Source organism: Planomonospora sp. ID82291, assembly GCF_015711645.1.
Lineage (GTDB): Bacteria > Actinomycetota > Actinomycetes > Streptosporangiales > Streptosporangiaceae > Planomonospora.
In genome coordinates this window covers 1,545,466-1,571,456 of record NZ_JABTEX010000001.1, presented here as the reverse complement: position 1 = coordinate 1,571,456, position 25,991 = coordinate 1,545,466, and the positions used below count along the sequence as shown (strand labels likewise).

29 protein-coding genes are annotated in these 25,991 nt (G+C 69.6%); 25 read left to right on the top strand and 4 right to left on the bottom strand.

The features are described from left to right. Window positions 1-14 precede the first annotated feature (14 nt). The 17 genes from HS045_RS06880 to HS045_RS06800 all read left to right on the top strand — a co-directional run bounded on the left by HS045_RS06880 (window position 15) and on the right by HS045_RS06800 (window position 18,691). Window positions 15-1,292 (top strand): geranylgeranyl reductase family protein, encoded by a 1,278-nt coding sequence (locus HS045_RS06880; protein WP_196450287.1) that lies wholly within the window; start codon window positions 15-17, stop codon window positions 1,290-1,292. A 118-nt stretch (window positions 1,293-1,410) separates the two neighbouring features. Continuing rightward, window positions 1,411-1,770, top strand: a complete 360-nt coding sequence (locus HS045_RS06875) for an NADH-quinone oxidoreductase subunit A (RefSeq protein ID WP_196450286.1) — start codon at window positions 1,411-1,413, stop codon at window positions 1,768-1,770. A 4-nt stretch (window positions 1,771-1,774) separates the two neighbouring features. After that, window positions 1,775-2,326 carry an NADH-quinone oxidoreductase subunit B family protein gene (locus tag HS045_RS06870; RefSeq protein ID WP_196450285.1) on the top strand — a complete coding sequence of 184 codons (552 nt, stop codon included), beginning with the start codon at window positions 1,775-1,777 and terminating at the stop codon, window positions 2,324-2,326. Between the two features lie 83 nt (window positions 2,327-2,409). Next, a complete protein-coding gene (locus HS045_RS06865; protein WP_196450284.1) occupies window positions 2,410-3,087 on the top strand; it encodes an NADH-quinone oxidoreductase subunit C in 678 nt (225 codons plus the stop codon). A gap of 55 nt (window positions 3,088-3,142) precedes the next feature. Next, entirely contained in the window at window positions 3,143-4,468 is a 1,326-nt protein-coding gene (locus tag HS045_RS06860) for an NADH-quinone oxidoreductase subunit D (RefSeq protein WP_196450283.1), read from the top strand. Continuing rightward, window positions 4,465-5,211: an NADH-quinone oxidoreductase subunit NuoE gene (nuoE, locus tag HS045_RS06855; RefSeq protein ID WP_230883462.1), complete on the top strand. Its 747-nt coding sequence runs from the start codon at window positions 4,465-4,467 to the stop codon at window positions 5,209-5,211. The genes HS045_RS06860 and nuoE overlap by 4 nt, the downstream gene beginning before the upstream one ends. Further along, window positions 5,208-6,497, top strand: a complete 1,290-nt coding sequence (nuoF, locus tag HS045_RS06850) for an NADH-quinone oxidoreductase subunit NuoF (RefSeq protein WP_196450282.1) — start codon at window positions 5,208-5,210, stop codon at window positions 6,495-6,497. The genes nuoE and nuoF overlap by 4 nt, the downstream gene beginning before the upstream one ends. 52 nt (window positions 6,498-6,549) lie before the next feature. Beyond that, complete coding sequence (locus HS045_RS06845; protein ID WP_196450281.1) at window positions 6,550-8,982, top strand: NADH-quinone oxidoreductase subunit G; 2,433 nt, start codon at window positions 6,550-6,552, stop codon at window positions 8,980-8,982. Between the two features lie 84 nt (window positions 8,983-9,066). Then, entirely contained in the window at window positions 9,067-10,464 is a 1,398-nt protein-coding gene (gene nuoH / locus HS045_RS06840) for an NADH-quinone oxidoreductase subunit NuoH (protein ID WP_196450280.1), read from the top strand. Continuing rightward, entirely contained in the window at window positions 10,451-10,966 is a 516-nt protein-coding gene (gene nuoI / locus HS045_RS06835) for an NADH-quinone oxidoreductase subunit NuoI (RefSeq protein ID WP_084008490.1), read from the top strand. Before nuoH ends, nuoI begins: the two co-directional genes overlap by 14 nt. After that, window positions 10,959-11,795, top strand: a complete 837-nt coding sequence (locus HS045_RS06830) for an NADH-quinone oxidoreductase subunit J (protein WP_196450279.1) — start codon at window positions 10,959-10,961, stop codon at window positions 11,793-11,795. Before nuoI ends, HS045_RS06830 begins: the two co-directional genes overlap by 8 nt. Beyond that, window positions 11,792-12,088 (top strand): NADH-quinone oxidoreductase subunit NuoK, encoded by a 297-nt coding sequence (gene nuoK / locus HS045_RS06825; protein ID WP_068898216.1) that lies wholly within the window; start codon window positions 11,792-11,794, stop codon window positions 12,086-12,088. The genes HS045_RS06830 and nuoK overlap by 4 nt, the downstream gene beginning before the upstream one ends. A gap of 70 nt (window positions 12,089-12,158) precedes the next feature. Further along, on the top strand, window positions 12,159-14,009 hold the full coding sequence (nuoL, locus tag HS045_RS06820) for an NADH-quinone oxidoreductase subunit L (protein WP_196451085.1): 1,851 nt from the start codon (window positions 12,159-12,161) through the stop codon (window positions 14,007-14,009). Continuing rightward, window positions 14,009-15,562: an NADH-quinone oxidoreductase subunit M gene (locus HS045_RS06815; protein WP_196450278.1), complete on the top strand. Its 1,554-nt coding sequence runs from the start codon at window positions 14,009-14,011 to the stop codon at window positions 15,560-15,562. Before nuoL ends, HS045_RS06815 begins: the two co-directional genes overlap by 1 nt. Continuing rightward, window positions 15,559-17,115, top strand: a complete 1,557-nt coding sequence (gene nuoN / locus HS045_RS06810) for an NADH-quinone oxidoreductase subunit NuoN (RefSeq protein ID WP_196450277.1) — start codon at window positions 15,559-15,561, stop codon at window positions 17,113-17,115. Before HS045_RS06815 ends, nuoN begins: the two co-directional genes overlap by 4 nt. A gap of 39 nt (window positions 17,116-17,154) precedes the next feature. Then, window positions 17,155-18,150, top strand: coding sequence for a polyprenyl synthetase family protein (locus HS045_RS06805; protein WP_196450276.1), 996 nt, complete (start codon window positions 17,155-17,157; stop codon window positions 18,148-18,150). Between the two features lie 121 nt (window positions 18,151-18,271). Next, window positions 18,272-18,691 (top strand): MarR family winged helix-turn-helix transcriptional regulator, encoded by a 420-nt coding sequence (locus HS045_RS06800; RefSeq protein WP_196450275.1) that lies wholly within the window; start codon window positions 18,272-18,274, stop codon window positions 18,689-18,691. Window positions 18,692-18,812: 121 nt separating this feature from the next. On the opposite strand, the gene rarD is transcribed toward HS045_RS06800, so the two are convergent. After that, on the bottom strand, window positions 18,813-19,733 hold the full coding sequence (gene rarD, locus HS045_RS06795) for an EamA family transporter RarD (RefSeq protein WP_196450274.1): 921 nt from the start codon (window positions 19,731-19,733) through the stop codon (window positions 18,813-18,815). A 136-nt stretch (window positions 19,734-19,869) separates the two neighbouring features. Between rarD and msrA the strand changes: the two genes are divergently transcribed. The 6 genes from msrA (at window position 19,870) to HS045_RS06765 (ending at window position 23,497) form a co-directional block, all read left to right on the top strand. Continuing rightward, a complete protein-coding gene (msrA, locus tag HS045_RS06790; RefSeq protein ID WP_196450273.1) occupies window positions 19,870-20,556 on the top strand; it encodes a peptide-methionine (S)-S-oxide reductase MsrA in 687 nt (228 codons plus the stop codon). A 148-nt stretch (window positions 20,557-20,704) separates the two neighbouring features. Further along, complete coding sequence (locus tag HS045_RS06785) at window positions 20,705-21,058, top strand: type II toxin-antitoxin system RelE/ParE family toxin (protein WP_196450272.1); 354 nt, start codon at window positions 20,705-20,707, stop codon at window positions 21,056-21,058. Beyond that, entirely contained in the window at window positions 21,055-21,354 is a 300-nt protein-coding gene (locus HS045_RS06780) for a helix-turn-helix domain-containing protein (RefSeq protein WP_196450271.1), read from the top strand. Before HS045_RS06785 ends, HS045_RS06780 begins: the two co-directional genes overlap by 4 nt. Window positions 21,355-21,549: 195 nt before the next feature. Next, window positions 21,550-22,389, top strand: coding sequence for a helix-turn-helix domain-containing protein (locus HS045_RS36050; RefSeq protein WP_307827400.1), 840 nt, complete (start codon window positions 21,550-21,552; stop codon window positions 22,387-22,389). A gap of 65 nt (window positions 22,390-22,454) precedes the next feature. Then, entirely contained in the window at window positions 22,455-23,036 is a 582-nt protein-coding gene (locus HS045_RS06770) for a dihydrofolate reductase family protein (RefSeq protein ID WP_196450269.1), read from the top strand. Between the two features lie 95 nt (window positions 23,037-23,131). After that, complete coding sequence (locus HS045_RS06765; RefSeq protein ID WP_196450268.1) at window positions 23,132-23,497, top strand: hypothetical protein; 366 nt, start codon at window positions 23,132-23,134, stop codon at window positions 23,495-23,497. A 110-nt stretch (window positions 23,498-23,607) separates the two neighbouring features. Here HS045_RS06765 and HS045_RS06760 read toward each other — a convergent pair whose 3' ends face one another. Further along, window positions 23,608-24,144, bottom strand: a complete 537-nt coding sequence (locus HS045_RS06760) for a GNAT family N-acetyltransferase (RefSeq protein ID WP_196450267.1) — start codon at window positions 24,142-24,144, stop codon at window positions 23,608-23,610. A 188-nt stretch (window positions 24,145-24,332) separates the two neighbouring features. On the opposite strand from HS045_RS06760, the gene HS045_RS06755 reads away from it, so the two are divergent. Both HS045_RS06755 and HS045_RS06750 read left to right on the top strand, forming a co-directional pair. After that, a complete protein-coding gene (locus HS045_RS06755) occupies window positions 24,333-24,644 on the top strand; it encodes a hypothetical protein (protein ID WP_196450266.1) in 312 nt (103 codons plus the stop codon). After that, window positions 24,620-25,036 carry a PIN domain-containing protein gene (locus HS045_RS06750; protein ID WP_196450265.1) on the top strand — a complete coding sequence of 139 codons (417 nt, stop codon included), beginning with the start codon at window positions 24,620-24,622 and terminating at the stop codon, window positions 25,034-25,036. Before HS045_RS06755 ends, HS045_RS06750 begins: the two co-directional genes overlap by 25 nt. Window positions 25,037-25,108: 72 nt before the next feature. On the opposite strand, the gene HS045_RS06745 is transcribed toward HS045_RS06750, so the two are convergent. Together HS045_RS06745 and HS045_RS06740 are read right to left on the bottom strand one after the other, a co-directional pair. Continuing rightward, complete coding sequence (locus tag HS045_RS06745; protein ID WP_196450264.1) at window positions 25,109-25,537, bottom strand: hypothetical protein; 429 nt, start codon at window positions 25,535-25,537, stop codon at window positions 25,109-25,111. A 58-nt stretch (window positions 25,538-25,595) separates the two neighbouring features. Continuing rightward, on the bottom strand, window positions 25,596-25,913 hold the full coding sequence (locus HS045_RS06740) for a hypothetical protein (protein ID WP_196450263.1): 318 nt from the start codon (window positions 25,911-25,913) through the stop codon (window positions 25,596-25,598). Window positions 25,914-25,991: the final 78 nt, after the last annotated feature.

Sequence of the window (25,991 nt, the reverse complement as noted above, 5' to 3'; positions counted from 1 at the left end):
ACAGGACAGGTCCCGTGACCGTGCCAGCCACCCCACCGCGGAGTGTCGCTGAGGCTGACGCCGACGTCATCGTCGTCGGCGCCGGGCCCGCCGGTTCGACAACCGCATTCCATCTCGCGCAGGCCGGACTGGACGTCCTGTTGCTGGAGAAGACCTCCTTCCCCCGGGAGAAGGTCTGCGGCGACGGGCTGACGCCCCGCGCCGTCAAGCAGCTCATCGCCATGGGGATCGACATCGACGCCCCCGGCTGGGTCAGGAACAAGGGGCTGCGCGTCGTCGGCGGCGGCCTGCGCTTCGAGCTCGACTGGCCCGAGCTGTCCAGCTACCCCGACTTCGGCCTGGTCCGCACCCGGCAGGACTTCGACGAGATCCTGGCCGCCACCGCGGTGCGCGCCGGGGCCCGCCTGCTGGAGGGCGTCAACGTCACCGCCCCGATCCTCGACGACCGCAGCGGCCACATCGTGGGCGTGACCGCGAAGAAGGACGGGGAGGAGGTCGCGTACCGCTCCCGGCTCGTGGTCGCGGCCGACGGCAACTCGACCCGGATCTCCCTGGCGATGGGGCTGCACAAGCGCGAGGACCGCCCGATGGGCGTCGCGGTGCGGACCTACTTCACCAGCCCCCGCCACGACGACGACTACCTGGAGACGTGGCTGGAGTTGTGGGACGGCGACCAGCTGCTGCCCGGCTACGGCTGGATCTTCGGGGTCGGCGACGGCACCTCCAACGTGGGCCTGGGGCTGCTGAGCACCAGCGAATCCTTCCGGGGCATGGATTATCGCGACCTGCTGCGGCGTTGGACAAAGAACATGCCCCCGGAGTGGGGCTTCACCGAAGAGAACATGACCACCCCGATCAGGGGCGCCGCGCTGCCGATGGCGTTCAACCGCCAGCCGCACTACACGCGGGGCCTGGTGCTGGTGGGCGACGCGGGCGGGATGATCAACCCGTTCAACGGCGAGGGCATCGCGTACGCGATGGAGACCGGCCGGATCGCGGCCGAGACCGTCGTCCAGGCGCTGGGCCGCGGCACCGCCGCCCAGCGCGAACGGGTGCTGCGGGCCTATCCGCAGGTGCTGAAGGACGCCTACGGCGGCTACTTCACCCTCGGCAGGGGCTTCGTCGAGCTGATCAGCCGGCGCGGCGTGATGGACTTCGCGACCCGGCACGCCTTCCCGCACCCCCGCCTGATGCGCTTCGCGCTCAAACTCCTTGCTAATCTCACCGACCGGCGAGGCGACGCGTCCGACCGGATCATCAATGCCCTGTCGAAGGTCGCACCACCGGCATGACCTCACAAAACATCCGGAAGCCGGGACGAATGGTAATCATGCCCCCGCCTAGACTTATGCGTCATGACAACGTGAGCTACGCGCCGGCGCGCGTGGAGATGGGAGAGGAGGCGTAGCGATGGAGCTGTACGCACCCATCCTGGTGCTCGCCGTTCTGGGAGCGGGTTTCGCGATCTTTTCGGTGACGATCGCGCCCTTCACCGGCCCCAGACGCTGGAACCGCGCGAAGCTCGACGCCTACGAGTGCGGCATCGAGCCCACTCCCCAGCCGGTGGGCGGTGGCCGCTTCCCGCTGAAGTACATGATCACGGCGATGCTGTTCATCGTCTTCGACATCGAGATCATCTTCCTCTACCCGTGGGCGGTGGCCTTCGACCAGCTCGGGCTGTTCGGACTGGTCGAGATGCTGCTGTTCATCGCCACCGTGCTCGTCGCCTACGCGTACGTGTGGCGCCGCAAGGGTCTGGACTGGGATTAGGACTATGGGACTTGAAGAGAAACTCCCCAGTGGCTTCCTGCTGAGCACGGTCGAGCAGGCGGCCGGCTGGGCGCGCAAGAACTCCGTCTGGCCGGCGACCTTCGGCCTGGCCTGCTGCGCGATCGAGCTGATGGCGACCGGCGCCTCCAAGCACGACCTGGCGCGCTTCGGCATGGAGCGCGCCTCGGCGTCTCCCCGCCAGGCCGACCTGATGATCGTCGCGGGCCGGCTGTCCCAGAAGATGGCCCCGGTCCTGCGCCAGATCTACGACCAGATGGCCGAGCCCAAGTGGGTCATCGCCATGGGTGTCTGCGCCTCCAGCGGGGGCATGTTCAACAACTACGCCATCGTGCAGGGCGTGGACCACGTCGTTCCCGTCGACATCTACCTGCCGGGCTGTCCGCCGCGCCCGGAGATGCTCATCGACGCGATCGTGAAGCTGCACGACAAGATCCAGAACATGAAGTTCGGTGCCCACCGCGCCAAGCAGATCGACGAGCTCGAACTGCGGGCGCTGCGGACGTTGCCGCTGATCGACCAGGGGACGGGCAAATGACTCGGAGCGAGCGCCCCGGAGTCCGCGGCGTGGTCCACGAGGTACGAGCGGCCCGCGCCGCGAACGAGGAGCGGTGAGCGACGATGAGCACTGACAACCTCCCCGGCGTGCCGGAGGAGCCGGTCGCCCACCTGGGCATGTTCGGCGCCCGGGACGCCGGTGACACCTCCGGCTTCGGCGGCCTGGTGGTACGGCGGGCGCCGCGGCTGTCGACCCCCCGCCCCTACGGCGGTTACTTCGACGCGATCGCCGACGAGCTGGAGCGCGCGCTCGGCGGCGACCTGTCCGACGCGGTCGAGCGGGTGGTCGTGGACCGGGGCGAGCTGACCTTCCACGTCCGGCGCGAGCGGCTGCTGGACGTCCTGCGGCACCTGCGCGACGACCCCGCGCTCCGCTTCGAGCTCTCGCTGGGCGTCTCCGGCGTGCACTACCCCCACCTGGAGGGCGAGGAGCTGCACGCGGTCATCCACCTGTGCTCGATCACGCACAACCGGCGCCTGCGCGTCGAGGTGTCCTGTCCCGACGCCGACCCGCACATCCCGTCCAGCGTGTCGATCTACCCGACGCACGACTGGCACGAGCGGGAGACCTGGGACTTCTTCGGGATCGTCTTCGACGGGCACCCGGCGCTGACCCGCATCATGATGCCCGACGACTGGGACGGCCACCCCCAGCGGAAGGACTACCCGCTCGGCGGGATCCCGGTCGACTACCGCGGTGCGCAGATCCCGCCGCCGGACCAGAGGAGGTCCTACAAGTGAGCGAGCGAGCCGATAAGCGCGGCAGTTCACGAACGAGTGCGACGGAGGAGGACTCGTGAGTGCCCCCTACGAGGAGGCGACCGAGGGCAAGGTCTACACGGTCTCGGGCAACGACTGGACCGAGCTGGTCGGCACGCTCAGCGGCCAGCAGGACGAGCAGCTCGTCATCAACATGGGCCCCCAGCACCCGTCCACGCACGGCGTGCTCCGCCTCGTCCTCAACCTCGACGGTGAGACGGTCACCGAGGCCCGCACGGTCATCGGCTACCTGCACACCGGCATCGAGAAGACCTGCGAGTACCGGACGTGGACCCAGGGGGTCACGCTGGTCACCCGGATGGACTACCTGTCGCCGATCTTCAACGAGACGGCGTACTGCCTGGCGACCGAGAAGCTGCTGGGCATCGCCGAGCAGGTCCCGGAGCGGGCGCAGGCGCTGCGGGTGCTGACGATGGAGCTCACCCGCATCGCCTCGCACATGGTGGCCGTCGCGACCTTCGGCATGGAGCTGGGCGCGACCACGCCGATGATCTACGGTTTCCGCGAGCGCGAGATGGTGCTCGACCTGCTGGAGTACATCACCGGCCTGCGGATGAACATGGCCTACATCCGGCCGGGCGGCGTCTCCGTCGACCTGCCGGCCGGAGCGGTGGACAAGATCGGCGAGCTGCTCAAGATCATGCCGAAGCGCATCAAGGACATGCGCAAGCTGCTCGACGCCAACCCGGTCTACCTGGCCCGGACCCGGGACATCGCCTATCTCGACCTCACCGGCTGCATGGCCCTGGGCGTCACCGGGCCGATCCTGCGCTCCGCCGGCCTGCCGTGGGACCTGCGCAAGTCGCAGCCCTACTGCGGCTACGAGACCTACGAGTTCGACGTCGCGACCGAGAAGACCGCCGACGTCTACGGCCGCTACCTCGTCCGGATGGCCGAGATGGAGGAGTCGCTCAAGATCATTGAGCAGGTCCTCGACCGGCTCGGCGGCCCGCTCAAGGGCGGCCGCGTGATGGTGGACGACAAGAAGATCGGCTGGCCCTCGCAGCTCGCACTGGGCCCCGACGGCTACGGCAACTCGCCCGACCACATCGCGCACATCATGGGCGGCTCGATGGAGGCCCTGATCCACCACTTCAAGCTGGTGACCGAGGGCTTCCGGGTCCCGGCGGGCCAGGCCTACGCGAGCGTGGAGGGGCCCCGCGGCGAGATCGGCGCCCACGTGGTGAGCGACGGCGGGACCCGGCCCCACCGGGTGCACTTCCGCGACCCGTCGTTCACGAACCTGCAGGCCGTACCGGCGATGTGCGAGGGCGGCATGGTCGCCGACGTCATCTCGGCGGTGGCCTCGATCGACCCGGTTATGGGGGGTGTGGACCGATGAGCGGCGAGCCGACGAGCGGGCGGAGCGACCGGCCGAAGGACGCGGACGTCCGCGGAGCGAGCGAGGAGGGGAGCGCGACCGTGAGCGCCGGATACGCGCCGGAGGTCCGCGAGCGTCTGGAACGGGACGCCAAGGAGATCATCGGCCGCTATCCCAAGGCGCGGTCGGCCCTGCTGCCGCTGCTGCACCTGGTGCAGTCGGTGGACGGCTACGTCTCCGACGCCGGCCACGAGTTCTGCGCCGAGATGCTCGGCCTGAGCAAGGCCGAGGTCGTGGGCGTGTCCACGTTCTACACGATGTACAAGCGCGAGCCGATGGGCGACTACCACGTCGGCGTGTGCGTCAACACGCTCTGCGCGGTCATGGGCGGCGACCAGATCTGGGACGAGCTCTCCGAGCACGTCGGAGTCGGCCACGACGAGACGACCCCGGACGGGAAGGTCTCGCTGGAGCGGCTGGAGTGCAACGCCGCCTGCGACTTCGCCCCGGTGATGATGGTCAACTGGGAGTTCTTCGACAACCAGACGCCCGAGTCGGCCAAGCAGCTCGTCGACGACCTGCGGGACGGCAAGGACGTCTCCCCGACCCGCGGCCCGAAGAAGCTCTGCACCTTCAAGGAGGCGTCGCGGGTGCTGTCCGGGCTCCCCGACGACCTGGCCGGTGACGGCCCCTCGGCGGCGGGTCCCTCCCTGGAGGGCCTGAAGATCGCCAAGGCCAACGGATGGAAGGCCCCCGAGGCATGACGACTCTCACCCCGGTCCTCACCGCGAACTGGGACCGGCCCGACTCCTTCACCCTGCCCGGCTACGGCGGGGACTACAAGGCCGCCCGGAAGGCGCTGGGCATGGAGCCCGACGCCGTCATCCAGGCGGTCAAGGACTCCGGCCTGCGCGGCCGCGGCGGCGCGGGCTTCCCCACCGGCATGAAGTGGGGCTTCATCCCGCAGGGCGACGGCAAGCCGCACTACCTGGTGGTCAACGCCGACGAGTCCGAGCCCGGCACGTGCAAGGACATCCCGACGATGATGGCCAACCCGCACGCGCTGGTGGAGGGCGTGATCATCGCGTCCTACGCCATCCGCGCCAACCAGGCCTTCATCTACGTGCGCGGCGAGGTGCTGCACGTCATCCGCCGACTGCACGCGGCCGTGCGCGAGGCCTACGCGGCCGGCTTCCTCGGCAGGGACATCCTCGGCTCGGGCTACGACCTGGAGCTGGTCGTGCACTCCGGCGCCGGCGCCTACATCTGCGGCGAGGAGACGGCGCTGCTCGACTCGCTGGAGGGATACCGCGGCCAACCCCGTCTCAAGCCTCCGTTCCCGGCGGTGGCGGGCCTGTACGCCTGCCCCACTGTGATCAACAACGTCGAGTCGATCGCGAGTGTTCCCTCGATCATCGCCAACGGCGCCGAGTGGTTCGCCGGCATGGGCACCGAGAAGTCGGCCGGCTTCGGCATCTTCTCGCTGTCCGGCCACGTCACCCGGCCCGGCCAGTACGAGGCGCCGCTCGGCATCACGCTGCGCGAGCTCCTCGACATGGCGGGCGGCATCCGCGCGGGGCACCGGCTGAAGTTCTGGACGCCCGGCGGGTCGAGCACCCCGATCTTCACCGAGGAGCACCTGGACGTGCCGCTCGACTTCGAGTCGGTCGGCGCCAAGGGCTCCATGCTCGGCACCCGCGCGCTGCAGATCTTCGACGAGACGACCTGCGTGGTCCGCGCCGTCATGCGGTGGACCGAGTTCTACGCGCACGAGTCCTGCGGCAAGTGCACCCCCTGCCGGGAGGGCACCTACTGGCTCAAGCAGGTGCTCAAGCGGCTGGAGAAGGGTCAGGGCACCGAGGAGGACCTGACCACGATCACCGACATCGCCGACAACATCCTGGGCCGCTCCTTCTGCGCCCTGGGCGACGGCGCGACCAGCCCCATCCACTCGTCGGTGAAGCACTTCCGCGACGAGTACCTCAAGCACTTCGAGATCGGCGGCTGCCCGTTCGACCACGCCCCCTCCACGGTGTGGGGGGCCAAGTGAGCGCATGCAGCCGTGGCACCGTTTCGGTCGTGGGGCCGACGGAGGAGGCACCATGAGCGTCGAACCCACCACCCCGGCGCAGCAGCCGGCGGAGCTGGTGACCCTGACGATCGACGGGTTCCAGGTGAGCGTCCCGAAGGGGACGATGATCATCCGGGCGGCCGAGCTGATCGGCATCCAGATCCCGCGGTTCTGCGACCACCCGCTGCTGGACCCGGCGGCCAACTGCCGCCAGTGCCTGGTGGAGATCCCGGACGCGGGCAACGGCCGCGGCTTCCCCAAGCCGCAGCCCTCCTGCGCCATCGAGGTCGCGCCGAACATGGTCGTGCAGACCCAGCTCACCTCCCCGGTCGCGGAGAAGGCGCAGCGCGGCGTCATGGAGCTGCTGCTCATGAACCACCCGCTGGACTGCCCGGTCTGCGACAAGGGCGGCGAGTGCCCGCTGCAGAACCAGGCCATGTCCAACGGGCAGGGCGAGTCCCGCTTCCACGAGCACAAGCGCGTGTTCGACAAGCCGGTCCCGCTCTCCACCCAGGTGCTGCTGGACCGCGAGCGCTGCGTGCAGTGCGCGCGCTGCCTGCGCTTCTCCGACGAGATCGCCGGCGACCCGCTGATCGAGTTCTTCGAGCGCGGGGCCAAGGAGCAGGTGGGCACGGCCGACGGCAGGCCGTTCCAGTCGTCCTTCTCGGGCAACACCATCCAGATCTGCCCGGTCGGCGCGCTGACCAGCGCCGCCTACCGCTTCCAGGCGCGCCCCTTCGACCTGGTCTCCACCCCCACCGCGTGCGAGCACTGCGCCAGCGGCTGCTCGCTGCGGACCGACCACCGCCGCGGCAAGGTCACCCGGCGCCTGGCCGGCAACGACCCGGAGGTCAACGAGGAGTGGAACTGCGACAAGGGCCGCTTCGCCTTCGCCTACACCAACCAGCCCGACCGGCTGCGGACCCCCCTCGTCCGTGACGAGGAGGGCCGTCTGGTCCCGGCCTCCTGGCCCGAGGCGTTCGCCGCCGCGGCCAAGGGCCTGGCCGCCGCCCGCGGGCGCGCGGGCGTGCTGGTCGGCGGACGCGTCACCGTCGAGGAGGCGTACGGCTACGCGAAGTTCGCCCGGGTCGCCCTGGGCACCAACGACGTCGACTTCCGGGCCCGGCCGCACTCCGAGGAGGAGGCGCGCTTCCTCGCGCACGCCGTCGCGGGCAAGGGCATCGAGATCCGCTACCGCGACCTGGAGAGCGCTCCGGCGGTGCTCCTGGTGGGCTTCGAGCCCGACGAGGAGTCGCCGATCGTCTTCCTGCGGCTGCGCAAGGCCTGGCGGAAGAAGGGCCTGAAGGTCTTCTCGGTCGCGCCGTTCGCCACGCCGGGCCTGGCCAAGATGGGCGGCACGCTCGTGGAGGCCGTCCCCGGCGCCGAGACGCAGGTCCTCGCCGACCTGGCCGCGTCCGCCCCGGCGCTCGCCGAGGCCGCCGAGGCGGTCCGCAGGCCCGGTGCGGTCGTCCTCGCCGGTGAGCGGCTGGCGACCGTCCCCGGCGCCCTGACGGCCCTGCTGCGGCTCGCCGAGGCGAGCGGCGCCCGGCTGGCCTGGGTGCCGCGCCGCGCCGGTGAGCGCGGCGCGCTGGAGGCCGGGGCGCTGCCGTCCCTGCTCCCGATCGGCCGCCCGGTCACCGACGCCGAGGCCCGCGCCGAGGTGGCCAGGGCCTGGGACGTGGCCGCGCTGCCCGAGACCCCGGGCCGCGACACCTCCGCCATGCTGGCGGCGGCGCTCGGCGAGGAGCTCGACGCCCTCGTCGTCGCCGGCGTCGACCCCTACGACCTGCCCGACCCGGAGGCCGCCCTGGCGGCCCTGGAGAACACCCCGTTCATCGTGAGCCTGGAGCAGCGCGCCAGTGCGGTCACCGACCGCGCCGACGTGGTGCTGCCGGTCGCCACGGTGGTCGAGAAGTCGGGCACGTTCGTCGACTGGGAGGGCCGCGGCCGCACCTTCGCCGAGGCCCTGCCGGTCCCCGGCGTGATGAGCGACCTGCGGGTCGTCTCCGCGATCGCCGACCACATGGACGTGCACCTGGGCCTGCCGGACCCGGCCGCCGCCCGGCGCGAGCTCGCCGCGCTCGGCGCGTGGCGCGGCGCGCGGGCCGCGGCCCCGGCCGTGTCCGCGGGCACGGCCGCCGTCCCGCAGGCCGGCGAGGCCGTCCTGGCCACCTGGCACCAGCTGCTCGACGACGGCCGCCTGCAGGTGGGCGAGCCGTTCCTGGCGGGCACCGCCCCCGCGGCCGAGGCGCTGCTGTCGGCGGCCACCGCGGCGGAGGCGGGCGTCGCCGACGGAGACAAGATCACCGTCACCACCGGGAAGGGCTCGCTGAGCCTGCCGGTGCGGATCGCCGACCTGCCCGACCGGGTGGTGTGGCTGCCGGCCAACTCGGGCGGTCGCTCGGTGACCCGCGACCTGCGCGCCACGGCCGGTGACATCGTCAAGATCGGAAGTGCCTCATGAGCGGGAGACGGCCCGACGCGGTGAGCCGAGCGATCCGCGGGGCACGAGCGGTCCGCGTAGCGAACGAGGAGCGGTGAGCGACCTGTGAACACATCTCTTCTTCTCGCGGCCCCGGCTGCCGACCCGAACCTTCCGGGCCTCGCCGACTTCGGCAAGGACCCGATCGGGATCATGATCCTCAAGGGCGTCGTGATCTTCGCCGTCCTGATGCTGGGCGTGCTGTTCGGCGTGTGGTTCGAGCGCAAGCTCATCTCCCGCATGCAGAACCGGTACGGCCCCAACCGGGCCGGCAAGTTCGGCCTGTTCCAGTCGGTGGCCGACGGTCTGAAGATGGGTCTGAAGGAAGACCTGATGCCGCGGACCGTGGACAAGGTGATCTACTTCATCGCCCCGGTCGTGCTCGCCACCCCGGCCTTCATCGCCTTCTCGGTCATCCCGATGGGCCCGAAGGTCTCGATGTTCGGCACGGTCACCCCGCTGCAGCTGACCGACCTGCCGGTCGCGGTGCTGCTGGTGCTGGCGATGGCCTCGATCGGCGTCTACGGCATCGTGCTCGCCGGGTGGGGCTCCCGCTCGCCGTACGCGATGCTGGGCGGCCTGCGGGCCAGCGCCCAGGTGGTCTCCTACGAGATCGCGATGGGCCTGTCGTTCGTCGGCGTCTTCCTGTACGCGGGCACGCTCTCCACCTCGGAGATCGTCGCCGCGCAGGCGGAGGGCAACACGGTCACGCTGGGCGGGCTGTCGATCCCGATGCCCTCGTGGTACATGGTCCTGCTGATCCCGTCCTTCCTGATCTACATCGTCACCATGCTGGGCGAGACCAACCGGGTCCCCTTCGACCTGCCCGAGGGCGAGGGCGAGCTGGTCGGCGGCTTCCAGACCGAGTACTCCAACTCGCTGAAGTTCGCCGTCATCATGCTCGCCGAGTACGTCAACGTCTTCGTGGTCTCGGCCGTGTCGATCACCCTGTTCATGGGCGGCTGGCGGGCGCCGTTCCCGATCAGCACGTTCTGGCCGGAGGCCAACACCGGCTGGTGGCCGCTGCTGTGGTTCTTCCTGAAGATGGTGCTGGTGTTCGCCTTCTTCATCTGGTGCCGCGCCTCGCTGCCGCGGGTCCGCTACGACCAGCTGATGGCGCTGGGCTGGAAGATCCTCATCCCGATCAACCTCGGCTGGATCATGCTGGTCGCCACCGTCCGCGCCATGCAGCTGCAGGGCGCCGACCGGACCATCGTCATGATCATCGCCTCGGTCGTGGTCATCGGGGGCTTCGCCATCTGGCTGCGCTTCGACAACGTCCTGCAGAAGCGCAAGGAGGCCAGGGCGGCCCAGGTCGAGGCGGAGTTCCGGCGGCTCGAGGAGGACCCGCACGCCGGCGGGTTCCCCGTGCCGCCGCTCGACCTGCCGCACTACCACGGGGCTGCGGCCGCGCTGGAGTCGCGCGCCGACAAGACTGCGGAGGTTCCCAGTGGGAGCAACTGATTGGCTGAACCCCATCAAGGGGTTCGGCGTGACCTTCCACACGATGTTCAAGAAGGTCGAGACGGTCAACTACCCCGAGGAGAAGCGGCCCACGGCTCCGCGCTTCCACGGCCGGCACCAGCTCAACCGCTGGCCCGACGGCCTGGAGAAGTGCGTCGGCTGCGAGCTGTGCGCCTGGGCGTGCCCGGCCGACGCGATCTTCGTGGAGGGCGCCGACAACACCGAGTCCGAGCGCTTCTCCCCGGGGGAGCGCTACGGGCGCACCTACCAGATCAACTATCTGCGGTGCATCCTGTGCGGTCTGTGCATCGAGGCGTGCCCGACGCGCGCCCTGACGATGACCAACGAGTACGAACTCGCCGACTCGACGCGCGAGGGGCTCATCTACACCAAGGAGATGCTCCTGGCGCCGCTCGGCCCCGGCATGGAGGCCCCGCCCCACGCCATGCGCCTCGGCGAGACCGAAGAGGACTACTACCGGCTGGGACGTACCAATGGGTGAGGCCATCACGTTCTGGGTGCTGGCGGTCGTGTCCGTGGCCGCCGCGCTCGGGCTCGTCTTCAGCCGCAAGGCGGTCTACTCGGCGCTCATGCTGGGCCTGGTCATGCTCTCGCTGGCCGTGCTCTACGCCGTCCAGGACGCGCCCTTCCTGGCCGCGGTGCAGATCATCGTCTACACCGGCGCGGTCATGATGCTCTTCCTGTTCGTGCTGATGCTCGTCGGCGTGGACTCCTCCGACTCCCTGGTGGAGACGATCAAGGGCCAGCGCTTCTGGGCGATGGTCGCGGGCCTGGGCTTCGCCGCGCTGCTGACCCTCGGGATCGGCAACGTGCTGTTCACCCCGGCGGTGGGCGTCGGCCAGGTCACGCAGGCCAAGGGCGGCAACATCCCCGCCCTGGCAGAGATGATCTTCACCAGGCACGTCTTCGCCTTCGAGGTCACCTCGGCGCTGCTGATCACCGCGGCGCTCGGCGCGATGGTGCTGGCCCACCGCGAGCGGGTCCGGCCCAAGGCCACCCAGCGCGACCTGGCCCGCGCCCGCTTCTCCGGGCCGCAGCCCTCGCCGCTGCCCGGCCCGGGCACCTACGCCCTGCACAACGCCATCGACATGCCGGCCCTGCTGCCGGACGGCTCGGTCTCGGCCAAGTCGATCAACCGGGTCCTCGCCCGGCACGAGCTGGAAGACGACTTCACGCCGACCGACCCGGAGAAGGCCGCCATGATCAGGGAGGCTCTGGCCAAGGGCGAGGCCGAGGAGCGGGAGCACGGCGTCGAGCCCGAGCAGCCGATCCAGGCCAAGGACGCGGTCATCAAGGAGGACGGCCAGTGACCACCCACTACCTGGTGCTCTCCGCGCTGCTGTTCGCGATCGGGGCCGTCGGCGTGCTGCTGCGGCGCAACGCGATCGTGGTGTTCATGTGCGTGGAGCTCATGCTCAACGCCTGCAACCTGGCGTTCGTCACCTTCGCCCGGCAGCACGGCAACCTGGACGGCCAGCTCATCGCGTTCTTCGTGATGGTGGTGGCCGCGGCGGAGGTCGTGATCGGCCTCGCCATCATTGTGATGATCTTCCGAACCCGCAGGTCGGCGTCCGTGGACGACGCCAACCTGCTGAAGTACTAAGAGGTGGCCGGTGGAATCTCCTGTTGAGATCATCCCGCATGCCGGCGGGGCGGTCGGCTCCTCCTGGTTGATGATCGCGCTGCCGCTGCTCGGCGCCGCGGTCCTGCTGCTGGGCGGCCGCCGTACCGACCGGTGGGGTCACCTCCTGGGCGTCGCGATGTCGCTGGGCGCCTTCGCGGTGGCCGTCGCCTCCTTCGTGGAGCTGCTCGGCCTGTCCCCGGCGGAGCGCCGCCGGGGCATCGGGCTGTTCGAGTTCATCCCCGGCATGGCGGACCTGGGACTGCTGATCGACCCGCTGTCGATCAGCTTCGCGCTGCTGATCACCGGTGTGGGCTCGCTGATCCACATCTACTCGATCGGCTACATGTCGCACGACCACGACCGCCGCCGGTTCTTCGCCTACCTGAACCTGTTCGTCGCGGCCATGCTCCTGCTGGTGCTGTCGGACAACTACCTCGGCCTGTTCATCGGCTGGGAGGGCGTGGGCCTGGCCTCCTACCTGCTGATCGGCTTCTGGCAGTTCAAGCCCAGCGCGGCCACCGCCGCCAAGAAGGCCTTCATCGTCAACCGGGTCGGCGACTTCGGCCTGCTGATCGGCATCTTCACGATCTGGACGACCTTCGGTTCGCTGGCCTTCCGCGACCTCGGCGCCGACGTGGCCACCCAGGCCTCCGAGGGCACGCTGACCGCGATCGGCCTGCTGCTGCTCGTCGGCGCCTGCGGAAAGTCCGCCCAGCTGCCGCTGCAGGCCTGGCTGCTGGACGCGATGGAGGGCCCGACCCCCGTCTCGGCCCTCATCCACGCCGCGACCATGGTCACCGCCGGCGTCTACCTCGTCGTGCGCTCGGGCGCCTTCTTCGAGGCCGCCCCGACCGCGCAGCTGGTCGTCACGATCGTCGGCGTCGCCACGCTGCTCGCCGGTGCGATCATCGGTTGCGCGAAGGACGACATCAAGAAGGGCCTGGCCGGTTCGACGATGTCGCAGATCGGCTACATGATGCTCGGCGCGGGCCTCGGCCCGGTCGGCTACGCCTTCGCGATCGGCCACCTGATCACGCACGGCTTCTTCAAGGCCAACATGTTCCTCGGCGCGGGCTCCGTCATGCACGCCATGAACGACGAGGTCGACATGCGCCGCTACGGCGGGCTGTTCTCCGTCATGAAGATCACCGCGGTCACGTTCGTCATCGGCTACCTGGCCATCATCGGCTTCCCGCTGCTCTCCGGTTACTACACCAAGGAGGGCATCATCGAGACGGCGATGCACCACAACCCGGTGCTGGGCTGGCTCGCGGTGCTGGGCGCCGGCCTGACCGGCTTCTACATGTCGCGGATGGTCTTCATGACCTTCTTCGGCAAGAAGCGCTGGGCCGACGACGCGCACCCGCACGAGTCGCCCGCGGTGATGACCTGGCCGCTGATCATCCTGTCGATCGGCTCGATCGGCCTGGGCGCGTTCCTGGTCCTGGGCAACCGGTTCGCGACCTTCCTCGCCCCGGCCGTCGGCGCTCCCGCGGAGCTGCCCGAGACCCACGTCTTCGGCGTCGGCCCCGCGGCCCTGGCCACGCTCGCCCTGGTCGCCGCCGGCGCCGCCTTCGCGTGGATGCGCTACGGCGCCGCCGAGGTGCCCGCCGTCGCCCCGCGCGGCTCCTTCCTCACCGCCTTCGCCCGCCGCGACCTGTACGGCGACGCCCTCAACGAGTCGCTGTTCATGCGGCCCGGCCAGTGGCTGACCCGCCTGTCGGTGTTCTTCGACAACCGGGGCATCGACGGCCTGGTCAACGGCCTGGCCGCGGGCATCGGCGGGACCTCCGGGCGGCTGCGCCGCGTGCAGACCGGTTACGTCCGCTCGTACGCGTTGTCCATCTTCTTCGGTGCCGCAGTGGTCGCCTGCGCGCTGCTCTACGTAGGGAACATGTGATGCCCTGGCTCTCGATACTGATGGCCGTGCCCGTCCTGGGCGCGGTCGGGGTGGCGTGCCTCCCCAAGGGCAGCCACAAGCCCGCCAAGCAGCTCGCGCTGCTGGTCTCGCTGGTGGTGCTCGGCCTGACCGTCGCGATGGCGGTCCAGTTCAGCCCGAACGGGCAGCGCTTCCAGTTCACCGAGACCCACAGCTGGATCCCGGCCTTCGGCGTGAACTACGGCGTCGGCGTGGACGGCATCGCCCTGGTGCTGATCGCGCTGTCGGCGGTCCTGGTGCCGATCGTGATCCTGGCCTCCTGGCACGACACCGACGGGCCCGCGCCCGACGGCAGGGACGACGCCCCGGCGCCCAAGCGCTCCGCGAAGACCTACTTCGCGCTGCTGCTGGTGCTGGAGGCGATGATGATCGGCGTCTTCGCGGCGACCGACATCTTCCTGTTCTACGTGTTCTTCGAGGCCATGCTGATCCCGATGTACTTCATGATCGGGTCGTACGGCGGGGTGCAGCGGTCCTACGCGGCAGTGAAGTTCCTGCTCTACTCGCTCTTCGGCGGCCTGCTCATGCTGGTCGCGGTGATCGCGCTCTACGTGATCGCCGAGAAGAACACCTTCATGTTCCCCGAGCTGATCGGCGTCATCCAGGACCCGACCACGCAGAAGTGGCTGTTCGCCGGCTTCTTCATCGCGTTCGCGGTCAAGGCGCCGCTGTGGCCGTTCCACACCTGGCTGCCCGACGCCGCCGCGCAGGCCCCGGCCGGCGCGGCCGTGCTGCTGGTCGGCGTGCTGGACAAGGTCGGCACCTACGGCATGCTCCGCTTCTGCCTGGAGCTGTTCCCGGACGCGTCGAAGTACTTCACGATCCCGGTGATCGTGCTCTCGGTGATCGGCATCATCTACGGCGCCATCGTGGCCATCGGGCAGACCGACATCAAGCGCCTGATCGCCTACACCTCGATCTCGCACTTCGGCTTCATCGCCCTGGGCGTCTTCGCGATGACGCAGAACGCGCAGGCCGGCGCCACGCTCTACATGGTCAACCACGGCTTCTCCACCGGTGCGCTGTTCCTGATCGCCGGATTCCTGATCCACCGCCGCGGCTCGGCCCAGATCGCCGACTACGGCGGTGTGCAGAAGGTCGCCCCGCTGCTCGCGGGCGCCTTCCTGATCGCCGGCCTGTCCGGTCTCGCCCTGCCGGGCCTGTCCTCGTTCGTCAGCGAGTTCATGGTCCTCATCGGCACCTACGAGCGCTACGCGGTCCCGGCGATCATCGGCGCGCTCGGCGTGATCCTGGCGGCCATCTACATCCTGTGGATGTACCAGCGCATGATGAACGGGCCCACGGCCGACTCGGTCAAGGGCTTCACCGACCTCAACGGCCGGGAGAAGTGGGTGGTGGCCCCGCTGATCGCGGCGATCATCGCGCTCGGCTTCTTCCCCAAGCCGGTGCTCGACGTGATCAACCCCGCGGTGGACAAGACGCTGGACAGCGCCCAGGTGCTGGACAAGCGGCCGGCCTCCACCGCCGCTGAGAAGAAGGGGGCCGGCCAGTGAACGGCACCACCATTCCGGCGCCGACGATCGAATACGCCCTGCTCGCGCCGATGCTGATCGTCTTCGGCGCGGCGATCGTCGGCGTGCTGGTCGAGGCGTTCTTCCCGCGCTACCTGCGCAAGTCGGTCCACGTGCCGCTGACGCTGCTGGCACTGGCCGGGGCCTTCCTGATGACCGTCCTGCAGGTGGTCATGGAGGGCGTGCCGACCACCCCGTCCGCCATGGGCGCGGTCGCGGTGGACGGGCCCGCCCTGTTCGTCTGGGGCCTCATCCTCGTCCTGGCGATCGTCAGCGCGCTCCTCATCAACGACGAGGACCAGTTCGTCGCGCAGGCCGCGGCCGTACCGGGCAGCGCCGACGAGGAGGAGGCGGTCCGCAGCGGATACGCCCAGACCGAGGTCTACCCGCTGCTGCTGTTCTCCGTCGGCGGCATGATGCTCTTCCCCGCCTCCAACGACCTGCTGATCATGTTCGTGGCGCTGGAGGTGCTCTCCCTGCCGCTGTACCTGCTCTGCGGCCTGGCCCGCCGGCGCCGCCTGCTCTCGCAGGAGGCCTCGCTCAAGTACTTCCTGCTCGGCGCGTTCTCCTCGGCCTTCTTCCTGTACGGCATGGCCCTGATGTACGGCTACGCCGGCTCGCTCGACCTGAAGGCCATCAGCGCCGCGCTGGGCACGGTCAGCGGCCAGAACACGCTGCTGCTGGCCGGCACCGCGATGCTCGGCGTCGGCCTGCTCTTCAAGCTCGGCGCGGCGCCGTTCCAGGCCTGGAAGCCCGACGTCTACCAGGGCGCGCCCACCGCGATCACCGCGCTGATGGCCTCCACCGTCCTGGTGTCGGCCTTCGGCGCGCTGCTGCGGGTCTTCTGGGTCGCGCTGGGCAACCTGGACTGGGAGTGGCGCCCGGTGATGTGGGGCGTGGCGATCCTGACCATGGTCGTCGGCGCGATCCTGGCCATCACCCAGACCGAGATCAAGCGCATGCTGGCCTACTCGTCGATCGCGCACGCGGGCTTCATCCTGACCGGCGTGATCGCGACGGGCGCCTTCGAGCAGAACCAGGCCGCGCTCTCGGCCATCCTGTTCTACCTGGCGGCGTACGGCTTCACCACGATCGGCGCCTTCGCCGTGGTGACGATGGTCCGCGACGCGGGCGGCGAGGCCGGGCACCTGTCCCGGTGGGCCGGCCTCGGCAAGCGGGCCCCGATCCTGGCGGGCGTCTTCGCGTTCTTCCTGCTGGCCTTCGCCGGCATCCCGCTCACCAGCGGGTTCTTCGGGAAGTACGCGGTGTTCTCCGCCGCGGTCGCGGGCGACGCGCTGCCCCTGGTCGTCGTCGGCGTGGTGACCTCGGCCATCGCGGCGTTCTTCTACGTCCGCGTGATCGTGCTGATGTTCTTCAGCGAGCCGGCGGCCGACGGGCCGACCATCGCGACGCCCACCATCGGCACCTCGGCGGTGGTCGCCCTCGCGGCAGCGGCTACCGTAGTGCTCGGAGTCTTCCCGCAGCCGGTCCTCGACCTGGCCGGCGAGGCGGCTTCGGCCCTGTTCGTCCGCTAGTCCGTTCGCCGGCTCGTTCGCTAGGAAGTGTAGGACCCCATGGCTGCGCCCCCGGTTGTCGATCTCCCGCTCGTCGACGAGCGGCTGGCGCAGGACCTGGCCGCGGGCCTGGCCGAGGTGGAGGAGTCGCTGCGGTCCTCGGTGGAGAGCGAGGACGCCTTCGTCACGGAGGCGTCCAAGCACCTCATCGAGGCCGGCGGCAAGCGGTTCCGGGCGATGCTCGTGCTGCTCGCCGCGCAGTTCGGCACGCCGACCGCCCCGGGGGTCGTCCCCGGGGCCGTGGTCATCGAGCTGACCCACCTGGCGACGCTCTACCACGACGACGTCATGGACGAGGCCCCGGTCCGCCGGGGCTCGGAGTCGGCCAACGCCCGGTGGAACAACACCGTGGCCATCCTCACCGGCGACTACCTGTTCGCCCAGGCCTCGGAGATCCTCGCCGACCTCGGCGCGGACATCATCCGCATCCAGGCCCAGACCTTCTCCCGGCTGGTCCGCGGCCAGATCCGCGAGACCATCGGCCCCCGCGACGGGGACGACCCGGTGCGGCACTACATCGAGGTGCTGGCCGACAAGACCGGCTCGCTGATCGCCACCTCCGGCCGCTTCGGCGGCCTGCTGAGCGGCGCCTCGCCCGACGTGGTCGAGCGCCTGGCGAGCGCCTGCGAGGCCATCGGCGTCGCCTGGCAGCTCAGCGACGACCTGCTGGACGTCGCCGCCGAGTCCGCCGAGTCCGGCAAGACGCCCGGCACCGACCTGCGCGAGGGCATCCGGACGCTCCCGGTGCTCTACGTCCTGTCCGGCGACGACCCCGCCGACGCCCGCCTGCGCGAGCTGCTGTCCGGTCCGGTGGCCGAGGACGACGTCGAGGAGACGCTGACGCTGCTGCGGGCCAACCCGGCCATGGACCGGGCCCGCGCCGAGCTGGTCGCCTGGGCCGACCGCGCCCGCGCCGACCTGGCGGGCCTGCCCGACATCCCGGCCCGCGCCGCCTACCTGGCCCTCTGCGACTACGTCGTCGAGCGCTCCGGCTGATCCGCTCGCCTGGTCCGTCCGGCGACATTTCCTTGCGTGTGCATCTGTTGCATGGGCAGGTAGGCTCGCTGTCAGATGCCCGGAGGTGCTGTCAGGCGCCCGGAGGTAAGGAGGGCTCACAATGACGTGGGACCGTTTCGCTCTGCTGCACGCGCGGGTGGAGACCGAACTGGCCAAGGCGCTCCAGCGCGGTCACGGCCTGGGCCTGTCGGAGTACCGCGCGCTCAAGCGGCTCGCCGTGGCTCCGGACGGCGAACTGCGGATGCAGGAGCTCGCCGAGGCCGTCGGGCTGAACCAGAGCTCGGTGACCCGCCTCATCGCCCGGCTGGAGGAGGCGGGGCTGACCCGCCGCGACCTGTGCGCGGCCGACCGCCGCGGCGTCTACTCGGTGATCACCGCCGAGGGGCGGGCCCGGCTGGGCGAGGCGTCGCCGACCTACGAGCGCTCCCTGGAGAGCGCTCTGGACCGCGCCGACACCGACCCGGAACTGCGGTCGCTGGTGGCGGCCGTGCGGGGGCTGAGGGCCGTACCGGAGCGTTAGGGCGGGCCGTACTGCACGCGGCGGGCCGGGAGGTCGGCCGCCGGTCGGCGTGGTGCGGCGGCCGGTGCGGCCGGAACCGAGGCCGGGCGGGGTTCAGGGGCGGACGGGGCCGCGGGCCGGGTCAGGCCGTCGCGGGCTCCGGCTGCTCGGCGCGGCGGGCCGTGTGGGCGGCACGGGCGGTGCGGAGGCTGTCGTAGGTGAAGACCGACAGGGCCAGCCAGACGATGGCGAACCCGGCCCAGCGGCTCGGCGGCATCACCTCGCGGGCGACGAACACGCCGCAGAGGAACTGCAGGACCGGGGCGATGTACTGCAGGAGGCCGAGCGTGGTGAGCGGGACGCGGACCGCGGCGGCGGAGAAGCAGATGAGCGGGACGGCGGTGACCAGGCCCGCTCCGGCGAGCAGCAGCGCGTGTCCCGCGCCCGCGCTCCCGAAGGTGCCGGTGCCCTGCCACGCCAGGTGGCCCAGGTAGGCCAGGGCGGGCGGCAGCAGGACGAGCGTCTCGACGGCCATGCTCTCCACCGCGCCGACCTGGGCGGTCTTCTTGACCAGGCCGTAGGTGCCGAAGGTGACGGCCAGGACCATCGCGATCCACGGCAGCCGGCCGTAGTCCACGGTGAGGACGACGACGGCCGCGGCGCCGAGCCCGACCGCCGCCCACTGCAGCGGACGCAGCCGCTCCTTGAGCAGGACGACACCGAAGAGCACGCTGACCAGCGGGTTGATGAAGTAGCCGAGGGCGCTCTCCACGACGTGACCGGTGTTCACCGCGTAGATGTAGACGCCCCAGTTGACGGTGACGATCGTCGCGGCGAGGGCGAGCAGGCCGATCTTGCGGGGCGTGCGCGCGATCTCCCGGATCCACGACCAGTGCCGCCGCACCACGAGGATGGAGGCGACAGCGACGAGCGACCACGCCATGCGGTGGGCCAGGATCTCCAGGGCGCTGGAGGGCTTCAGCAGCGGCCAGTACAGCGGGAACAGGCCCCACATGCTGTAGGCGGCGATGCCGTACAGGACCCCGCGGCGTGATTCAGGCATGTCACTTATTTTGGCTGCTTACCTCGTTTAATACAATTTAGCGATCCTGAGATGATTGTTAAGCAATGGTTGCGGGAACACCGGGCGGCCCGGCGCGGTTGAGCAGAGCGGAGTAAGGCGACAGGAGGAGGTTCCGATGGGCTGGCTCTTCGGCAGGGAGAAGACGTCCATGGTGTCCCCGGAGAACGCGCTTCCCGGACGGGACGAGCGCATGCCGGTGCCCGCGCGGCACATGGTCCTCGACGCCCCGCTGGCTCCGCCGTACCCCGGTGACGTCGAGATCGCCGACTTCGGCCTCGGCTGCTTCTGGGGGGCCGAGCGCAAGTTCTGGCAGACCCCCGGCGTCGTGTCCACCTCGGTCGGCTACGCGGGCGGCCACACCCCCAACCCGACCTACGAGGAGGTCTGCAGCGGGCTCACCGGCCACACCGAGGTGGTCCGGGTCGTCTTCGACCCGGCCGCGGTGTCATATGAGGAACTGCTGCGGGTCTTCTGGGAGAGCCACGACCCGACTCAGGGCATGCGCCAGGGCAACGACGTCGGCACGCAGTACCGCTCGGCGGTCTACGTCCACTCCCCGGAGCAGGAGAAGTCGGCCCTCGCCTCGCGCGACGCCTACCAGAAGGTCCTCACCGAAGCCGGCCACGGCCCGATCACGACGGAGATCGCTCCGTCCGGTGAGTACTACTTCGCGGAGGAATATCACCAGCAGTACCTTTTCAAGAACCCTGGGGGTTACTGCGGGATCGGCGGCACCAACGTCAAGCTGGGTGACCCCTCCGAGTGGTCCTGCCCGACGGGTCTGACGGTGACGGAGGAATAGGGTTACCTGGGTGCCGCTGCGCTTCCTCTGAAGGGCGTTCCGGTACGGCTTGTATCGCCGTGGTGGGAGTTGGAGACCGCACTCGTTCACCCAACGCATCCGTGTGAAAACAGAGTGCGAGAGAACTGCGCCTTATAGCATCAATGCTATGACCTGGGGTACCGTGGAGTTGGAGCCAGAAGTTCGCAAGCGGCTTGAGGACCTGCCTTCAGCGCTGTTCGCGAGGGCGGCCTTCTATGTCGACCTTCTTGCGGCAGAGGGGCCTCTGTTGGGTGAGCCCTACACCAAGCAGTTGGACGGCAAGCTGCGCGAACTCCGGTTCCATCTCGACGAGTTCGCGATGCGGATCACGTACTGGATCGCGCCCGGTCGCCGGATCGTGCTTCTGACCGTGTTCCACAAGACGCGGGCACGTGATGATCGGGAGATCGATCGGGCTCGGCGGGCCATGCGTCGTTGCATCGAGTCGGCGCACACCGTTGACGAGGAAGAAGCGGTATGAGCGAACAGGGAAGCTGGCGGGAGCTCAGGGATCGCCGGATGGCCGAGCCGGGTGCGGCCGAGGCGTATGAGGCCGCACGTATCGCCTACGAGCTGGGCAGGACGGTCAGGACGATGCGCGAGGGGCGGGGGTGGAGCCAGAGCGACCTGGCCCGGGAGGTCGGCATGACCCAGTCCGCGGTGGCCCGCTTCGAGGCGGGCGGGACCATCCCCACCCTGCCGGTTCTGGAGCGTCTGGCACGCGCTCTGGACGCGGATGTCGAGGTCCGTCTGACACCGAAGGCTCCAGCCGCCTGAGAGGTTTCAGGAGCACTCCGGATCTTGTCTCAGAGCTCTCCGGTCGCTGCGGCATCGGCGGCACCGGAGTCGCGTGCCGGGTGGGCCTGACCTCCGGCGAGGCCTGACGGACATGCCTTCTCGTATGACATCGTCTGCGACCGACGGCCTACGGCGACCTGGCGGTCGGCCTGTGTATCGGTGATGCTGTGACGTGTGGAGTACGTGTCCAGAGTGCCGCGACCGCCGCTGGACGGTCTGGTCGACGACCTCTACTACCTGGAGGGCGCGCCGCCGTACGCCCGGCTGACGCTGCCGCCGATGCCGGCGGCGTTGCTCATCGTCAACCTCGGGGCGCCGTTCCGCATCCGGGCCGGCACCGACATCGAGACGGCCGAGTACGCCGACGGCTGCGTGGTCACCACACCCACCCGCGCCTTCGAGTTCGGTTACCCGCCGGGGACCCGGTCCGTCGGCGTGCACTTCAAGCCGTGGGGGCCGGCGCCGTTCCTGCCGATGCCCGCGGCCGAGCTGTGCGACCGGCCGGTGACGGTGGAGCAGGTCTGGGGCCGGCCCGCCATCGCCGAGCTGCGCGACCGGCTGGCCGCGGCGGACGGACCGCACCAGATGCTGACGCTGCTCGAGCAGGAGCTGATGCGGCGGTTGCGCGAGACCGCCGGCCTGGGGCTGGTCCGCCGTACGAGCAACGTCATCGCGGCGACCGGGGGGTCGGTGGCGATCGGCGACCTGAGCGCGGCAGCCGGTGTCAGCAGCACTCATCTGGCACAGCGGTTCAAGGAGCTCATCGGCGTCACGCCGAAGCGGCTGGCCCGCACCCACCGCTTCGCCGCCACCGTGTTCGCGATCGATCCCGCCGGACCGGTCGACTGGAGCGACCTCGCCGGTGGCGCAGGCTACTTCGACCAGGCTCACTTCAGCCACGAGTTCCGGGCGTTCACCGGGCTCACGCCGACGCGGTACGTCGAGGTCCGGCGGCGGTTCCTGCGCGAACACCCCGGCCACGCGCTGGACGGCTGGCCGCTGCCGACCGATTGATTTCTTACAAGACCGACAGCGCACGCCGCGCTAATTTGGGGCACCCCGAAGCAGAGGAGAGCCCCGTGGGCAAGGTGGTCATGTACGGCTCGGTGTCGGTGGACGGCTTCATCGCGGACGAGAACGACCGGCCCGGACCGCTGTTCGACTGGTTGTCCGGCGGTGACGTCCCGTTGGACGAGAGCGGCGTGCTGAAGGTGTCACAGACCTCCTACGACTACACCCGGCCGTACTGGGACCAGATCGGGGTCACGATCGCCGGCCGCCACGTCTTCGACCTGACGGACGGCTGGGACGGGAAGCCGCCGGGCGGGATCGACCACGTGGTCGTCGTGACGCACCGGCCGGAGCCCGAGGGCTGGGACCCCGAGGCGCCGTTCCACTTCGTCGACGGCGTCGAGGCGGCCATGGCCAGGGCGCAGGAGCTCGCGGGTGACCGCACGGTCGAGGTCGCCGCCGGTGACGTCGGCGGCCAGATGCTGGCCGCGAGGCTCGTCGACGAGGTGCGCATGGACGTCGTGCCCGTCGTGCTCGGGTCCGGCAAGCGCTACTTCGGGCCGGTCGACGCGCAGCACCTGTTGGAGGACCCCGATGTGGTGATCCAGGGCAATCGGGTGATCCACCTGCGCTATCGGGTGCGTCAGTGACCGGGGGAATCTCGTCGCGAACTGTCGAGATCCGTCATCTGCTCAATGCCGAAGGATCGTGAGCACCGTCCGACCGCCTCCTGAAAGGCCCGCTGATGGACACCTCAAATCTGACCCGCTTCGGTGAGCTCGTCCAGACCGCAGAGCTACGTCCCCTGGAACTGGCCGAACTTCATGAAATCGGTGCTGTGCTGAGCGAGGTGGTCCAGGGCGTCTCCGCGCTGGCCGCCCGAGTGGAGGCCGAGACCGTGACTCTGCCGGAGCGGCACGTCCTGTGCGACACCGCCGATGGTCTCGATCCGCAGGCGCGTTTGGCCGAGGTCGGTGAGCGCATGAGACGAATGGTCGGTCTCCTGCAGGAAGTCGACCTGCAGGCCCGCCGTTTCCATGTCGCGATCGGCCACATCGAACAGATCGACCCCGACGTCGCCACGGATCGGCCTGTAGCGTCGAGGGGTTGAGCAGAGCAACGGGACACCTGCAGATCGACTTGCGACCAACGGACACGAGAACGACGGCGATCTCATCCGTTCTCGACTGGAACGGCGATCCAGTGGCGTACCTGCTGCGACTACAGCATCTGCTCAAGCCGCCGGTGCATCGGAGCGAATCCGGAGGACTCGAAGAAGGCCGATGCCCTGGAGTTGAAGTCCCAGACCTCCGTGACCAGGCGCCTGCACCCTGCTGCCCTGGCCGCCTCGCGGACGGCGTTCACCAGCGCCCTTCCAACTCCATGGCGGGCGACGTCGGGAGCTACGGCCAAATGCTCCAAGACGACGAACGAGTCGGCATGCATGAGTGCGTTGGTGCTTCGCTCATTGGTGATCGTCATCGCGTATCCGACCGCTCCGCCGTCAGGGCGCTCCGCGATGAAGATCGTGACGTCTTCGCGTTCAAGCTGGCTCCTGAAGCCTGCAGTGAGCTCTTCGATCGGTGGATGGTCACGGAAGAGGTCCGGTCGATGCTCTGCATGGATGTCCTGAACGAAACGGTTCAGCTCTGCGGTGAGGGCGGCATCGTCAGGAGTGGCGGTGCGGATCGTCGAAGGGAACATGGTGAGGCTCCTCACGTGAGAGACGTCCGGAAACTCTAGATCTGCTGAGATCATCCGTCACATGGGCGCTTGTTTCAGAGCTCTCCGGTTGCTGCGGCACCGGGGTCACCTGGACATGCCTTCGGTGGGACCGGTCTCCTGTCCGGTCGGCCTCACGTCCGGTGGCGTGTAGAACGTGTAGCGGCCGGTCCTTGCGAGGGCGAGGGCCGGTATTTTGCTACTTCGAGTAGTAAACTGAGCTCATGAGCATGCCAGAGCGAGACTTCGCCCCGGGAGACGGTCCGGCGGCCAAGGTCAGTGTGTCTCTGAGAACGGGCAACATCCGTGCCGTCCGAGAGAGAGTCGGGGCCCGCGGATTTTCCGCCTACGTTGATGCCGCTGTGGAGCGCCAGATCGAACGGGACCTCCTGGAGGAGGCCCTGCAGGCGAACGAGGCCGCTTCCGGGCCGATCCCGCAGTCCTTGCGCGACGAGGCGGCGGAATTGTTCCGCCGGGTCAGATCCGCGCCCGAACTCCAGGAGGGGGACGGATGGCGCGCACACGAAGCCGGTTGAGTGCGGGCACCGTCGTTCTCGATCGCGAGGGGCTCGTGAAGTGGTGCGAGGCCGACCAGCGGGTGACCGCGTTCGTGAGGGAGGCGCAGGACAACGACTTCCGGGTCGTGGTCAGCGCCATGACACCGATCGAGGCGCAGGACGTCCGCGTCAGAAGCGATCGCCTCAGATGGCACCTGTCCCGGCTGAAGATCGAGCCGGTGACCGAGGGCATCTCGTCGCGAGCCGTCGAGCTGCTTCGAGACGCCGGCCTGCACGGTCACAAGTACGCCATCGACGCCGTGGTCGCGGCCACCGCCCTGTGCTCGGCGCGTCCTGCCGTCGTTCTCACGTCTGACGAGGACGACATGGGCAAACTGTGCGGGAAAGCAGTGCAGGTGGTCCCTGTCTGAGACGGTTCGAGGGCCGAGTGGGGCCTCCGGCACCATCGCGGGAGGCGAACCGCAGGAGAGGCGGGGGGGGTTCTACGGGGTGTCGCCTCCGCCGAACTCCCGGCCGATGGACGCCGTGGTGTCCGATGAGCCGTCGAACCCGTCGTACAGGAGCGCCAGCCCGTGCCCCCTCGCGGCCGAGTCCGTGCACTGGCTGTGGAAGTAGACGTAGCCGCGGGCGTCCGGTGCACCCGCCGACCAGATCTCCGCCTGACAGTGCCGGTCGGGAGCTCCGTCACGGTGTTCCAGTACATAGTCGCCGCCGTTCTCGTGCCATACCTGGACGAAGACCTCAGGCAGGTCGGGAATCCGCTGGACGACCAGGAACCTGTCGTTCCGGCCGCCCAGCCGGCCGATCAGCTCGGCGAGTCTTCCGGCGTCCACCCGGACATGCCGGCGGCCGTCCTCGGTCCGTACGGTGATCGCGACCATGTCGGCCACCCTGGCACAGGGCGCGGTCATCCGTTCTCGGTCCGCCCTATCGGGCACCCGCCGCGGCACCGTCGACCCGGCCTGCCGGTCAGCGTGGGCGGCTGAGGGCGGCCTCGGCCAGATCCGTCCATTCCCCGGCCGAGGAGTGGGGCACGACCACCCAGTCCTTCACCGTCCGGCCCTGCCCCGAGGGGTCGAACAGGGACGCCCCGGCCAGTCGGAGTGCGGCTGCGTGTTCGGGGGTGTCCCTGACCAGCCTGAACACCATCGCGCCGTCACGCTGCAGGCTCGCGAACACCTTCCCGGCCTGATCTTTGAGTGCGGGTCTCCCCATCATCGTGGAGATCCGCACACCCAGGTCGGCCAGCTCGGCGCCGACCTGCTTGAAATCCTCTTCCGGGCTCATTGTCAGTCGGTCCCCAACTCCATGGCCATGCCGTTCTCTTCCGCCGACGTGACACATGACGTCGCCGGGTCGCAGCGA